We start from the raw sequence: 13529 nt of genomic DNA, 5'->3' as shown, positions 1-13529 counted from the left end.
ACGGACACGACCTTACGAGGTCCGGGCAAGCAATTGCGACTGGCCCACCCCTGTCACCCACGCGAGTGGTAGTGCCCTTCTTGGTGGGAACTGCGCGACAAGCCACAGACACCCCGCACCCGCCGACGACGAGCAACCACGCTAATGAGGAGCCCCCCGCCACCCGGAAACAGGCAGCGCGAACTTGGCCACCAGCCGGTCCGTGAAGGACGCATGATGCAGCCGGGCCAGCCGAACCGGCACAGCCCCCCGCCGCACCTCCACCCGCGCCCCCGCAGGCAACTCCACGGTCCGCCGCCCGTCACACCACAGCACACCCGGCGGAATGTGTGGCAGAACCTCCACAGCCAACACAGAATCCGGCGATGTCACCAACGGCTTCGCGAACAACGCGTGCGCACTGATCGGCACCATCAGCAACGCCTCGACCTCCGGCCACACCACCGGTCCACCGGCCGAGAACGCGTAGGCGGTCGACCCCGTGGGCGTCGCACACACGATCCCGTCACAGCCGAACCCGGTGACGGGCCGCCCGTCGATCTCGAGGACGACCTCCAGCATCCGCTCGGCGGACACCTTCTGCACGGCCGCCTCGTTCAGCGCCCAGTCCGTGTGCACGATGTCGCCGTTACGGTGCACCACGACATCGACGGTCATCCGCTCCTCGACCTCGTACGCCTTGGTCACCACCCGGTCGACGACCTTGTCGAGGTCGTCCCGCTCGGCCTCCGCGAGGAACCCGACCCGTCCGAGGTTGACGCCGAGCATCGGTACGCCCGACGCCCGCGCGAACTCGGCGCCGCGCAGCAGCGTGCCGTCACCGCCCAGCACTATGAGCAGCTCGCACCCGTCGAGGCACTGCGGAGTGGCTTCCCTGACCAGCTCCACCTCGTCCGGCAGCGGCAGGTCACGCGCCTCGGCCGCCAGGACTCGCACGCCGAGGCCGGAGCGCAGCAGCCCCTTCACCACCAGCTCGGCACTGCGCACGGCCGCGGGCCGCCCCGTGTGGGCGAGCAGGAAAACAGTACGAGCTCGGTTCTCGGTCAACGCGGCCCCTCCGCCACTGCACGGTCGACATCGGCCGGGTCCAGTTCCGGTGCCCCGGCCCGCAGCCACAGAAAGTATTCGACATTCCCCGACGGCCCGGGCAGCGGACTGGCCGTCACGCCCTTCACCCCGAGCCCCAGCCCCCAGGCCTTCCCGGCCACCCCCCGTACCGCTTCGGCCCGCAGCTGGACGCTGCGTACGACTCCCCCGCTGCCGAGGCGCTCCTTGCCCACCTCGAACTGCGGCTTGACCATCATCACCAGATCGGCGTCCGGTTTCACGCACCGCACCAAGGCGGGCAGGACCAGCCCGAGCGGGATGAAGGACAGATCCCCCACGACAAGATCCACTGGCTCCCCATCGATCGCTTCAAGCGTCAACTCGCGTACGTTCGTACGGTCCTTGACGGTGACGCGTTCATCGTTCTGGAGGGCCCATGCGAGTTGTCCGTATCCGACGTCCACAGCGACGACATGAGCGGCGCCCGACCGCAGCAGAACATCGGTGAAACCGCCGGTGGACGCACCCGCGTCGAGCGCCCTGCGCCCCTCGACGGCCAGCCCCTGCGGCACGAACGCCTCCAGCGCGCCGGCGAGCTTGTGGCCGCCCCGGGACACGTAGTCGGGATCGCCGTCGTCCTGGGCCACCACGATCGCGGCCGCCGTCTCCACCTGTGTGGCGGACTTGGTCGCGACGGTCTTGCCGACGGAGACGCGCCCGGCGGCGATCAGCTGGCCGGCATGCTCACGCGAGCGCGCGAGCTTCCGGCGGACCAGCTCCGCGTCGAGACGGCGGCGTGCGACTCCTGCCACGTTCGGTTCAGCTCCTAGGTCCGTGCTGGTGCTGCGACGGGGGCGCCGGAGGTCCCGGGCGGGCGTCGAGCGCGGTGAGCGCGTCGCGCAGCCCCCGGTGTACATCCTCGTACACCTCGATGTGTCCGTCCGTGGCGAGGTGGTCCGCGTCGCCGAGCCGGTCCAGGGACGCGTCCACGTCGGCGACGCCCGTGGGGGTGCGGGGCACGTTCAGGGGCGCGGGGGCCGCGGGGTCGCACTCGGGCTCGGTTTCTTCCCGCACCGGCGCCGCTTCGGGAACTGCGTCGTCCATGCCACGACGCTACCGCGAACCGCTGCGGTACCGTCGTCGGCGATGGCCACGATCGAGGAGTGCCGCAGCGCACTCGACAAGCTCTCGGACAACATGCAGCGCGCCGAAGGGGACGTCCGCGACGCCGCGGCCATGGACCGTTCGGTGAGCTGCCACATCACGGACCTGGACGTCACCTTCGTCGGCCGGATGCGCGGCGGGCGGATCGAGGTGCACGACACCGTGCAGGGACCGCCGCCCGCCAAGGCCGAGATCAGACTCGTCATGGCCGGCGACGATCTGGTGGCGCTGGTCGACGGCGAGCTGAGCTTCGCAAAGGCCTGGGGCTCGGGCCGGGTGAAGCTGCACGCGGGCGTGCGGGACCTGCTCCAGCTCAGGAAGCTTCTGTAGCGGACACCTTCTCGGCCCCGGCCGCTGCCCCGGCGCGTACCCGCCGCGCCGCCGGCACCACCAGCGGCGTGCCCGTCTCCGGGTCGTCGATGACCTGGCAGCGCAGCCCGAAGACCTCCTCGACCAGCTCGGCCGTGACGATGTCCTTCGGCGCGCCCTCGGCGATGACGCTTCCCTCGCGCAGGGCGATGAGGTGCGTGGCGTAGCGGGCGGCGTGGTTCAGGTCGTGCAGCACGGCGACGAGTGTGCGCCCCTGCTCCTCGTGCAGCTCCGCGCACAGGTCCAGCACGTCGATCTGGTGCTGGATGTCCAGGTACGTCGTCGGCTCGTCGAGCAGCAGCAGCGGGGTCTGCTGGGCGAGCGCCATGGCGATCCACACACGCTGGCGCTGACCGCCCGAGAGCTCGTCGACGTAACGCTCGGCGAGCTCGGCGACGCCCGTCTGCCGCATGGACTCCTGGACGACGCGCTCGTCGTCGGCCGACCACTGGCGCAGAATGCCCTGGTGCGGGTAGCGGCCACGGCCCACCAGGTCGCCGACGGTGATGCCGTCGGGCGCGATGGACGACTGGGGCAGCAGACCGAGGGTGCGGGCGACCTTCTTCGCGGGCATCGACTGGATGGCCTGGCCGTCGAGCAGCACCCGGCCCTCGCTGGGCTTGAGCATCCGCGACAGTGCCCGCAGGAGCGTCGACTTGCCACACGCGTTGGGGCCGACGATCACGGTGAAGGAGTTGTCGGGTATCTCCACCGACAGCTGCTCGGCGATCACCCGCTGGTCGTAGGCGAGTGTGACGTTCTCGGCGGACAGACGGTTCACAGTGCTCCTTTGGTTCTTGCTCATATCCGGCCCGCCCTGCGTTCGGTGACCAGCAGCCACAGCAGGTAGACACCGCCCAGCACGCCGGTGACCACGCCCACGGGCAGCTGTTCGGCGCCGAACGCCCGCTGCGAGAGCCAGTCGGCGGTGACCAGCAGGGCCGCGCCCATGCACAGGGAGGGCAGCAGGTTCGGGCCGGGCGAACGGGTCAGGCGCCGGGCCAGCTGCGGCGCGGTGAGCGCGACGAAGCTGACGGGACCGGCCGCGGCGGTCGCGGACGCGGTGAGCAGCACGGCCGCCACCATCAGCAGCAGACGCACCCGCTCCACCCGCACCCCGAGGGCGTACGACAAGTCGTCGCCCATCTCCATCATCCGCAGCCCACGCGCGTTGCAGAGGGCGAGCGGCACGAGCACGGCGCACAGCCCGAGCAGCGGCCACACCTGGTCCCAGTCACGGCCGTCGAGGGATCCGGTCATCCACACGACCGCGCGGGCCGCGTCCACGATGTCGGACTTGGTGAGCAGATAGCCGTTGACCGCCGTGACGATCGCGGAGACGCCGATGCCGACCAGCACCAGCCGGTAGCCGTGCACGCCCCGCTTCCAGGCGAGCACGTAGATCGCGAGCCCGGTCACCAGGCCCCCCACGAGCGCGCCCAGGGCTACCTGGTTCGCGTCCCCGGAGAACAGCACGATCATCGTGAGCGCGCCGGCCGTCGCCCCCTGTCCGAGGCCGAGTACGTCCGGACTGCCCAGCGGGTTGCGGGAGATGGACTGGAACAGCGCGCCGCCGAGTCCGAGGGAGGCGCCGACCAGTAGTCCGACCAGGACCCGCGGCAGCCGCAGCTCGTTGACGATGAACTCCTGGCCCTCGTTGCCCTGGCCGAACAGCGTCCGCAGCACATCGGCGGCCGGGATCGGGAAGTCGCCGGTGCCGATGAGCACGACACTCGCCGTGAGCGCCGCGGCCAGCAGCACGAGCACGACGATGAAGGCCCGCACGTCCAGGCGTATCGAGAGCCCGCCCGGGGACCTCACAGCACGGTTGATGGTCTTCACAGCTGCGCCGTCCTCCGCCGTCGTACGAGATAGATGAACACCGGTCCGCCGAGGATCGCGGTCACGATGCCCACCTGGAGTTCCGCCGGCCGGGCCACGATCCGGCCGATGACGTCGGCCCCGAGCAGCAGCACGGGCGACAGGATCGCCGCGTACGGCAGGATCCAGCGCAGGTCGGGCCCGGTGAAGGAACGCACCACGTGCGGCACCATCAGCCCGACGAACACGATCGGCCCGCAGGCGGCGGTCGCGGCCCCGCACAGCACGGTCGCGGCCAGCATGGACAGCGCCCGGGTCCGGTTCAGGTTGGCGCCGAGCGCCTTGGCGGTGTCGTCTCCCATGGCCATGGCGTTGAGCGGCCGGGCCAGGGCCAGCGCCAGGACCGTCCCGGCCAGCAGGAACGGCAGGACCTGCTCGATGGTCGAGTCGGTCGCCGCGGAGAGCGAACCCACCGTCCAGAACCGCATCTTGCCGAGCGCCGCGTCGTCCATGATCATCACGGCCTGGAGATAGCCGTAGAGCGCGGCGCTGATCGCCGTACCGGCGAGCGCGAGCCGCACCGGCGTCGCACCCCGGCTGCCACCGAGGAACCAGACCAGCGCCCCGACCGCGGCGGCGCCGAAGAACGCGAACCAGACATACCCACTGAGCGAGGTGACCCCGAGAAACGTGATCGCCGTGACGACCGCGGCGGACGCTCCGGCGTTGATGCCGAGCAGCCCGGGATCGGCAAGCGGGTTGCGCGTGAGGGCCTGCAGAACCGCGCCGGCCAGACCGAGGGCGGCACCGGCGAGCAGCCCCAGCACGGTTCGTGACATCCGCTCAGCGACGACGACATCGCCGTACGTCCCCGAGTCCTCGAACAGACCGTGCCAGACCTGCCCGAGAGACAGCTCTTTCGCTCCGATCGCGATACTCGCCAGCGCGACGAGCACCAGGATCGCGACGGCCAGGACCAGCCCAAAGGCTCGTACCACCCGTCGAGTCGGGGGCGCGGGGGCGGTCTCCGCGCGCTGTTCGGGGGGACTCTCGACCAACACGCAGGTTAGGTTAGCCTACCCTGCCATTCGATCACGATTCCGGAGCCCGGCCACGGCCCTCCGGACGCACGCGCAGCCGTAGCGTGCCCGCGCACCGCGGATCCCAACCGGTGCTCAGAGGCCCAGCTTTGCCAGCGCCTTCCCCCCGTCCAGCTCGCACACACCCTCACCGGCGGCCGTCCACGCCGCCGCACACAGCGCGCGCAGCCCGTCCAGCGCCTCGCCGTCCCCGTCGAGCTCCAGCACCTCCGCACCAGCCGTCACCGTCCAGCCTCCGCACCGGAACCCGCCGTCACCCGCGGCGTCGATGTCCGGCTGGCCGCTGAGCATCCCCCGCAGATCGGCGTCCACATACGTCGGCCGGTGCTGCGGCGGCGCGGCCAGCAGCTGCGCGCCGTCGGTGACCCCGGTCAGGACGAGCAGCGAGTCGACGTCCCCGTTGAACGCGCCCTCGATGTCCGTGTCCAGCCGGTCCCCCACCACGAGCGGCCGCTTCGCCCCGGTCCGCAGGATGGTCTCCCGGTGCATCGGCGGCAGCGGCTTCCCCGCGACCTGCGGCTCGGCGCCCGTGGCGATCCGGACGACCTCCACCGCCGCGCCGTTGCCCGGCGCGATCCCGCGTCCGCTCGGAATCGTCAGGTCGGTGTTGGACGCGAACCACGGCACGCCGCGCGCGACCGCGTAACTGGCCTCCGCGAACCGGCCCCACGGCAGCTCGGGCCCGCCGAAGCCCTGCACCACCGCCGCCGGATCGTCGTCCGCTGACTCGACGGGCACGAGCCCGCGCTCGCGCAGCGCCACCCGCAGCCCGTCGCCGCCGATCACCAGCACCCGGGCGCCCTGCGGCACCTGCTCACTGATCAGCCGCGCGACCGCCTGCGCCGAGGTGATGACGTCGTCCGCGCCGGTCGGTATCCCCAGCTCGGTCAGATGCGCGGCCACGGTGTCCGGAGTCCGCAGCGCGTTGTTCGTGACGTAGGCGAGCCGCATCCCGCCCGCCCGTGCCTCGGCCAGGGACTCGACGGCGTACGCGATCGCGCTCCCTCCCGCGTACACGACCCCGTCCAGATCGAGCAGCGCCGTGTCGTACGCCTCGCTCAGGGCCTGCCCACTGCCCTCGGGCCTCGTCCTGACGCTCCGGCTCATCCCGCATCGCTCCTCGTTCGACGGCTTTCCCCCGATCATCCCCCATGCCACTGACACCCGTACGATGCCGGGATGAACACAGCAGGTCACTCGGCGGCAACGGAGCACCGAGGCCTGGAACTCACCCCGTTCCGAGGCCTTCGTTACGACCCTGACCGGGTCGGCAGCCTTGCCGCCGTGACATCTCCGCCGTACGACGTCGTGGTACGCCCCGACGGCCTGCACCACCTCGAGTCCTCCGACCCGCACAACATCGTGCGTCTGATCCTGCCCCAGGCCGCCACGCCCAGCGCCCGCAACGAACAGGCCGCCGAGACCCTGCACCGCTGGCTCTCCGAGGGCGTCCTGGCCGCCGATCCGGAACCCGGCCTGTACATCTACGAGCAGCGGGACGGCGACGGCATGGTGCAACGCGGCATCATCGGCGCTCTGCGCGTGTCGGACCCCGCCGAGCAGGTGGTGCTGCCGCATGAGGACGTCATGCCGCACATCGTCGCGGACCGCGCGGCCCTGATGCGGGCCACCTCCGCGAACCTCGAGCCCCTCCTGCTGACCTACCGCGGCGACGGCTCGACGACCGCCACGGCAGACCTGATCGAGCGCACCGCCGACCGGCCTCCCCTCCTCTCCACCACCACGGAGGACGGGTTCAGCCACCGCCTGTGGTCCGTGACCTCGCCGGCCGACCTGGCTGCGATCCAGACCGACCTGGCCCGTCACCAGGCCCTCATCGCCGACGGCCACCACCGCTGGGCGACCTACCGCCGGCTCCGCACGGAACACCCTTCCCCCAGCCCGTGGGACCACGGCCTGGTCCTCCTGGTCGACACCGCCCGCTACCCCCTCCGGGTCCGCGCCATCCACCGTCTCCTCCACGACCTGCCGGTCGACCGGGCCGTGGCGGCCCTGCACGGTCTGTTCCGGGTACGCCGCCTGGTGGCCCCCCTGCCCGAGGCCCTGGAGGCGCTGGCGGACGCGGCCTGCGAGAGCAACGCGTTCCTGCTGGCCGGCGACGGTTCCTTCCACCTCGTCGACCACCCGGACCCGGATCTCCTGGCCCGTACGATCCCCGCCGACCGCCCCGCGGCCTGGCGCACCCTCGACGCGACGGTCCTGCATGCCACGCTCCTCGAGCACGTCTGGCACATCCCCGAGGACTCACCCGCCCACATCGCCTACATCCACGACACGGCCGCCACGGTCGCCAAGGCGGAACACGACGGCGGTACTGCCGTCCTGATGCACCCGGTCCGCGAGGAGGTCGTCCGCGACCTGGCCCGCCAGGGCGTGACGATGCCGCGCAAGTCGACGTCGTTCGGCCCGAAGCCGGCATCGGGCCTGGTACTGCGCACGCTGGACCTCTGAACACGAGAAGGGGGCGGATCCCCGACGGGATCCGCCCCCTTCCACCGGACGTCAGTCCTTCTCCTCCTCGGAGGAGTCCCCGCCGTCGCTCTCGTCGTCGGTGCCGCTCTCGTCATCGGTCATGACGTCGACGAACTCCACACCGTCCAGCTCGGCGAGCCGGTCCGACGCGTCCGTGCTGCCGTCCCGGTCGGCCTCCACGGCCTTCGCGAACCACTCCCGCGCCTCGCTCTCCCGCCCGGCGGCAAGCAGCGCGTCCGCGTACGCGTACCGCAGCCGCGCGGTCCACGGCTGCACGGAGTTGGCGGCCAGCTCGGGGCTCTGCAGCGTCACGATGGCAGCGTCCAGCTGCTCCATGTCACGCCGCGCACCGGCGGCGACCAGCCGCATCTCGACCTGTCCGGCCTTGTCGAGCTTGTGCACCTCGGGGGCCCCGGCCATGTCCAGCGCCTTCTCCGGCCGCCCGAGCCCACGCTCGCAGTCGGCCATGACGGGCCACAGATCGATGTTCCCGGTCATCCGCTTGGCGGCCCGGAACTCGGCCAGCGCCTCGCCGTACTTCTGATTGGCGTACGCGGCGAACCCGGCGGCCTCCCGCACGGCGGCGACACGCGACGCCAACCGCAGCGCGACCCTCGAGTAGCCGTACGCGCCCTCGGGGTCCTCGTCGAGGAGCCGCGCGACCATCACCAGGTTCCTGGCGACGTCCTCCGCGAGCGTCTTCGGCAGGCTCAGCAGTTCCTGCCGTACGTCCTTGTCGATCTCGTCGCCCGTGACGTCCTCGGGGATCGGCAGCCGCTTGATCGGCTCCCTGTCCCGCTCCCGCTCCTCACGGAACCGGCCGGCGCCCGGCCGGTCGTCCCGGCCGCGGAAGCCGCCCCGGTCGCCGTCACGCCGGCCGCCGTCACGCCGGAAGGCCGGACGGTCGCCACGGTCGTCCCGACGGGGCCCGTGCCCGCCGCGGTCGTCACGGCCGCGGAAGCCACCGCGGTCGTCCCCACGGCGGTCGTCACGACGGTCGTCACGACGGAAGTCGCCGCGGTCGCCGCGGTCGCTGCGGGGGCCGTCCTCGCGACGGAATCCGGGGCGCCCGCCGCGGCCGGCGTCGTCGCGCCGGAAGCCGCCACGCTCCCCGCGGTCGTCCCCGCGACGCTCGTCACGGCGCTCGTCACGGCCACGGAAACCACCGCGGTCGTCACGCCGGAAGCCGCGGTCACTGTCCCTGGGGCGGTCTCGATCGCCACCGCGGAACCCGCGGTCCCGGTCGTCACCGCGGAAGCCACGGTCGCGGTTGTCGTCGCGACGGAAACCGCCACGGTCCCGATCGTCGCGACGGGGGAACCCACCACGGTCGCCCTCGCGCCGCTCGCCACGACGGTCGTCGCGGCGGTCGTCACGCCTGTCGTCCCGACGGTCGTCGCGGCGGTCGTCACGCCTGTCGTCGCGCCGGAAGGCGGGGCGGTCGCCGCGGTCGTCCCGGCGGAACCCGCCACGGTCGCGGTCGTCCCTGCGCGGTCCACGATCGCGGTCGTCACGCCGGCCGTACCCACCGCCACGGTTGTCGTCCCGACGGAACCCGCCACGGTCGCGGTCGTCCCTGCGCTCACCACGGTCGTCCCGGTCGTCGCGCCGGAAGGCGGGGCGGTCGCCGCGGTCGTCCCGGCGGAACCCGCCACGGTCGCGATCGTCCCTGCGCGGTCCACGATCGCGGTCGTCACGCCGGCCGTACCCACCGCCACGGTTGTCGTCACGCCGGGAACCGCCACGCTCCCCACGATCGGGGCGGCCACCACGGTCATCCCGACGGAACCCGCCACGGTCGCTGCCGCCACGGTCGCTGCCGCCTCGGTCGTTGTCGCGGCGGAAGCCTCCACGCTCTCCGCCGCGGCCCCCGCGCTGACCGCCGCGGTCGTTCCGGTCGCTCCGGTCCCCCTCCCGTCGCCGCTGGTCGCGCTCCGGTCGGTCGTCGGGAGAGTTGGTGGACATGGTGACTCCTGTCTTCGGTACCGCAAGTCATTCTCGCGCAGCCGGGCATCCGGCGCGCACCGCAAAATAAAAAAGGACCCCTGGTCCCAGCTGAACGCTGGGACCAGGGGTCCTTCCAAAGATTGTTCGGCGGCGTCCTACTCTCCCACAGGGTCCCCCCTGCAGTACCATCGGCGCTGTAAGGCTTAGCTTCCGGGTTCGAAATGTAACCGGGCGTTTCCCCTACGCTATAACCACCGAAACCCTAATGGTTTCGAGCGAACAAGCACACTCTTTAATTGTTCGTTCTGCTCAAAGCCGACAACTGTTCGTTGTCTCAGAACTAACACAGTGGACGCGAGCAACTGAGGACAAGCCCTCGGCCTATTAGTACCGGTCAACTCCACACGTTACCGTGCTTCCATATCCGGCCTATCAACCCAGTCGTCTACTGGGAGCCTTACCCTCTCAAGGAGGTGGGAATACTCATCTCGAAGCAGGCTTCCCGCTTAGATGCTTTCAGCGGTTATCCCTCCCGAACGTAGCCAACCAGCCATGCCCTTGGCAGAACAACTGGCACACCAGAGGTTCGTCCGTCCCGGTCCTCTCGTACTAGGGACAGCCCTTCTCAATATTCCTACGCGCACAGCGGATAGGGACCGAACTGTCTCACGACGTTCTAAACCCAGCTCGCGTACCGCTTTAATGGGCGAACAGCCCAACCCTTGGGACCGACTCCAGCCCCAGGATGCGACGAGCCGACATCGAGGTGCCAAACCATCCCGTCGATATGGACTCTTGGGGAAGATCAGCCTGTTATCCCCGGGGTACCTTTTATCCGTTGAGCGACGGCGCTTCCACAAGCCACCGCCGGATCACTAGTCCCGACTTTCGTCCCTGCTCGACCCGTCGGTCTCACAGTCAAGCTCCCTTGTGCACTTACACTCAACACCTGATTGCCAACCAGGCTGAGGGAACCTTTGGGCGCCTCCGTTACTCTTTAGGAGGCAACCGCCCCAGTTAAACTACCCATCAGACACTGTCCCTGATCCGGATCACGGACCCAGGTTAGACATCCAGCACGACCAGACTGGTATTTCAACGACGACTCCACCCACACTGGCGTGCGAGTTTCAAAGTCTCCCAGCTATCCTACACAAGCCGAACCGAACACCAATATCAAACTGTAGTAAAGGTCCCGGGGTCTTTCCGTCCTGCTGCGCGAAACGAGCATCTTTACTCGTAGTGCAATTTCACCGGGCCTATGGTTGAGACAGTCGAGAAGTCGTTACGCCATTCGTGCAGGTCGGAACTTACCCGACAAGGAATTTCGCTACCTTAGGATGGTTATAGTTACCACCGCCGTTTACTGGCGCTTAAGTTCTCAGCTTCGCCACCCCGAAGAGTGACTAACCGGTCCCCTTAACGTTCCAGCACCGGGCAGGCGTCAGTCCGTATACATCGCCTTACGGCTTCGCACGGACCTGTGTTTTTAGTAAACAGTCGCTTCTCGCTGGTCTCTGCGGCCACCCCCAGCTCGAACAGCAAGTGTTCTCACCAGGTGTGGCCCCCCTTCTCCCGAAGTTACGGGGGCATTTTGCCGAGTTCCTTAACCATAGTTCACCCGAACGCCTCGGTATTCTCTACCTGACCACCTGAGTCGGTTTAGGGTACGGGCCGCCATGAAACTCGCTAGAGGCTTTTCTCGACAGCATAGGATCATCCACTTCACCACAATCGGCTCGGCATCAGGTCTCACCCTCATGTCACCCGGATTTACCTAGATGACGGGCTACACCCTTACCCCGGGACAACCACCGCCCGGGATGGACTACCTTCCTGCGTCACCCCATCACTCACCTACTAACCGCTTGGTTCGGCGGCTCCACCACTTTCCTTTCCCCGAAGGGTCCGGAACGGCTTCACGGCCTTAGCATCACGATGCTCGATGTTTGACGCTTCACAGCGGGTACCGGAATATCAACCGGTTATCCATCGACTACGCCTGTCGGCCTCGCCTTAGGTCCCGACTTACCCTGGGCAGATCAGCTTGACCCAGGAACCCTTAGTCAATCGGCGCAAACGTTTCTCACGTTTGTATCGCTACTCATGCCTGCATTCTCACTCGTGAACCGTCCACAACTCGCTTCCGCGGCTGCTTCACCCGGCACACGACGCTCCCCTACCCATCACAGCAGGCGTTGGCCCTTATGCTGCAATGACACGACTTCGGCGGTACGCTTGAGCCCCGCTACATTGTCGGCGCGGAATCACTAGACCAGTGAGCTATTACGCACTCTTTCAAGGGTGGCTGCTTCTAAGCCAACCTCCTGGTTGTCTCTGCGACTCCACATCCTTTCCCACTTAGCGTACGCTTAGGGGCCTTAGTCGATGCTCTGGGCTGTTTCCCTCTCGACCATGGAGCTTATCCCCCACAGTCTCACTGCCGCGCTCTCACTTACCGGCATTCGGAGTTTGGCTAAGGTCAGTAACCCGGTAGGGCCCATCGCCTATCCAGTGCTCTACCTCCGGCAAGAAACACACGACGCTGCACCTAAATGCATTTCGGGGAGAACCAGCTATCACGGAGTTTGATTGGCCTTTCACCCCTAACCACAGGTCATCCCCCAGGTTTTCAACCCTGGTGGGTTCGGTCCTCCACGAAGTCTTACCTCCGCTTCAACCTGCCCATGGCTAGATCACTCCGCTTCGGGTCTTGAGCGTGCTACTCCATCGCCCTATTCGGACTCGCTTTCGCTACGGCTTCCCCACTCGGGTTAACCTCGCAACACACCGCAAACTCGCAGGCTCATTCTTCAAAAGGCACGCAGTCACGACGCATTGAGTAAACTCAATGCGCGACGCTCCCACGGCTTGTAGGCACACGGTTTCAGGTACTATTTCACTCCGCTCCCGCGGTACTTTTCACCATTCCCTCACGGTACTATCCGCTATCGGTCACCAGGGAATATTTAGGCTTAGCGGGTGGTCCCGCCAGATTCACACGGGATTTCTCGGGCCCCGTGCTACTTGGGTGTCTCTCAAACGAGCCGCTGATGTTTCGACTACGGGGGTCTTACCCTCTACGCCGGACCTTTCGCATGTCCTTCGCCTACATCAACGGTTTCTGACTCGTCTCACGGCCGGCAGACCGTAAAAGAGAGATCCCACAACCCCGTATACGCAACCCCTGCCGGGTCTCACACGCATACGGTTTGGCCTCATCCGGTTTCGCTCGCCACTACTCCCGGAATCACGGTTGTTTTCTCTTCCTGCGGGTACTGAGATGTTTCACTTCCCCGCGTTCCCTCCACTTGCCCTATGTGTTCAGGCAAGGGTGACAGCCCATGACGACTGCCGGGTTTCCCCATTCGGAAACCCCCGGATCAAAGCCTGGTTGACGACTCCCCGGGGACTATCGTGGCCTCCCACGTCCTTCATCGGTTCCTGGTGCCAAGGCATCCACCGTGCGCCCTTAAAAACTTGGCCACAGATGCTCGCGTCCACTGTGCAGTTCTCAAACAACGACCAGCCACCCATCACCCCACCCTTCACAGGCGAGTTCACTGGGGCCGGCGACTGAGGAAATTT

The 13529-nt window shown here is 68.0% G+C and carries 10 protein-coding genes and 2 rRNA genes; 2 read left to right on the top strand and 10 right to left on the bottom strand.

Annotated features, from left to right (window positions below; genetic code table 11):
* Positions 1-141: 141 nt before the first annotated feature.
* The 3 genes from OG542_RS31915 to OG542_RS31905 are packed head-to-tail and all read right to left on the bottom strand — an operon-like array spanning position 142 to position 2151.
* Positions 142-1047: an NAD kinase gene (locus tag OG542_RS31915; RefSeq protein ID WP_184597681.1), complete on the bottom strand. Its 906-nt coding sequence runs from the start codon at positions 1045-1047 to the stop codon at positions 142-144.
* Positions 1044-1859, bottom strand: a complete 816-nt coding sequence (locus tag OG542_RS31910) for a TlyA family RNA methyltransferase (RefSeq protein WP_193480449.1) — start codon at positions 1857-1859, stop codon at positions 1044-1046. Before OG542_RS31910 ends, OG542_RS31915 begins: the two co-directional genes overlap by 4 nt.
* A gap of 7 nt (positions 1860-1866) precedes the next feature.
* Complete coding sequence (locus tag OG542_RS31905) at positions 1867-2151, bottom strand: hypothetical protein (RefSeq protein WP_311124908.1); 285 nt, start codon at positions 2149-2151, stop codon at positions 1867-1869.
* A 42-nt stretch (positions 2152-2193) separates the two neighbouring features.
* Here OG542_RS31905 and OG542_RS31900 point away from each other — a divergent pair, with 42 nt between their 5' ends.
* A complete protein-coding gene (locus tag OG542_RS31900) occupies positions 2194-2541 on the top strand; it encodes a sterol-binding protein (RefSeq protein ID WP_184597687.1) in 348 nt (115 codons plus the stop codon).
* Here the strand turns inward: OG542_RS31900 and OG542_RS31895 are convergent.
* The 4 genes from OG542_RS31895 to OG542_RS31880 form a co-directional block, all read right to left on the bottom strand.
* Entirely contained in the window at positions 2525-3385 is an 861-nt protein-coding gene (locus OG542_RS31895) for an ABC transporter ATP-binding protein (RefSeq protein ID WP_328415349.1), read from the bottom strand. The two genes, OG542_RS31900 and OG542_RS31895, sit on opposite strands and share 17 nt — an antisense overlap.
* Positions 3382-4422, bottom strand: coding sequence for a FecCD family ABC transporter permease (locus OG542_RS31890; protein ID WP_328415347.1), 1041 nt, complete (start codon positions 4420-4422; stop codon positions 3382-3384). The genes OG542_RS31895 and OG542_RS31890 overlap by 4 nt, the downstream gene beginning before the upstream one ends.
* The gene (locus tag OG542_RS31885) at positions 4419-5462 is read right to left on the bottom strand and encodes a FecCD family ABC transporter permease (RefSeq protein WP_193480452.1); all 1044 of its coding nucleotides are present in this window, start codon (positions 5460-5462) and stop codon (positions 4419-4421) included. Before OG542_RS31885 ends, OG542_RS31890 begins: the two co-directional genes overlap by 4 nt.
* A 114-nt stretch (positions 5463-5576) precedes the next feature.
* A complete protein-coding gene (locus OG542_RS31880; protein ID WP_328415344.1) occupies positions 5577-6608 on the bottom strand; it encodes an HAD hydrolase-like protein in 1032 nt (343 codons plus the stop codon).
* Between the two features lie 72 nt (positions 6609-6680).
* On the opposite strand from OG542_RS31880, the gene OG542_RS31875 reads away from it, so the two are divergent.
* Complete coding sequence (locus OG542_RS31875; RefSeq protein ID WP_328415342.1) at positions 6681-7973, top strand: DUF1015 domain-containing protein; 1293 nt, start codon at positions 6681-6683, stop codon at positions 7971-7973.
* Positions 7974-8024: 51 nt separating this feature from the next.
* On the opposite strand, the gene OG542_RS31870 is transcribed toward OG542_RS31875, so the two are convergent.
* The 3 genes from OG542_RS31870 to OG542_RS31860 form a co-directional block, all read right to left on the bottom strand.
* On the bottom strand, positions 8025-8768 hold the full coding sequence (locus tag OG542_RS31870; RefSeq protein ID WP_311130263.1) for a tetratricopeptide repeat protein: 744 nt from the start codon (positions 8766-8768) through the stop codon (positions 8025-8027).
* Between the two features lie 1315 nt (positions 8769-10083).
* Positions 10084-10200, bottom strand: a 5S ribosomal RNA gene (gene rrf / locus OG542_RS31865).
* A 105-nt stretch (positions 10201-10305) separates the two neighbouring features.
* Positions 10306-13427: ribosomal RNA gene (locus tag OG542_RS31860) — 23S ribosomal RNA — on the bottom strand.
* Positions 13428-13529: the final 102 nt, after the last annotated feature.

It is taken from the genome of Streptomyces violaceus (assembly GCF_036014075.1).
Lineage (GTDB): Bacteria > Actinomycetota > Actinomycetes > Streptomycetales > Streptomycetaceae > Streptomyces > Streptomyces violaceus.
Note: the sequence above shows the minus strand (reverse complement) of the source record. Positions and strands in the feature narration are given on the sequence as shown.

Bases quoted from the DNA above. Each gene is read 5' to 3' on its own strand.
- OG542_RS31905 (WP_311124908.1), bottom strand. From the start codon at position 2,151: ATGGACGACGCAGTTCCCGAAGCGGCGCCGGTGCGGGAAGAAACCGAG.
- OG542_RS31895 (WP_328415349.1), bottom strand. From the start codon at position 3,385: ATGAGCAAGAACCAAAGGAGCACTGTGAACCGTCTGTCCGCCGAGAAC.
- OG542_RS31875 (WP_328415342.1), top strand. From the start codon at position 6,681: ATGAACACAGCAGGTCACTCGGCGGCAACGGAGCACCGAGGCCTGGAA.
- OG542_RS31880 (WP_328415344.1), bottom strand. From the start codon at position 6,608: ATGAGCCGGAGCGTCAGGACGAGGCCCGAGGGCAGTGGGCAGGCCCTG.
- OG542_RS31900 (WP_184597687.1), top strand. From the start codon at position 2,194: ATGGCCACGATCGAGGAGTGCCGCAGCGCACTCGACAAGCTCTCGGAC.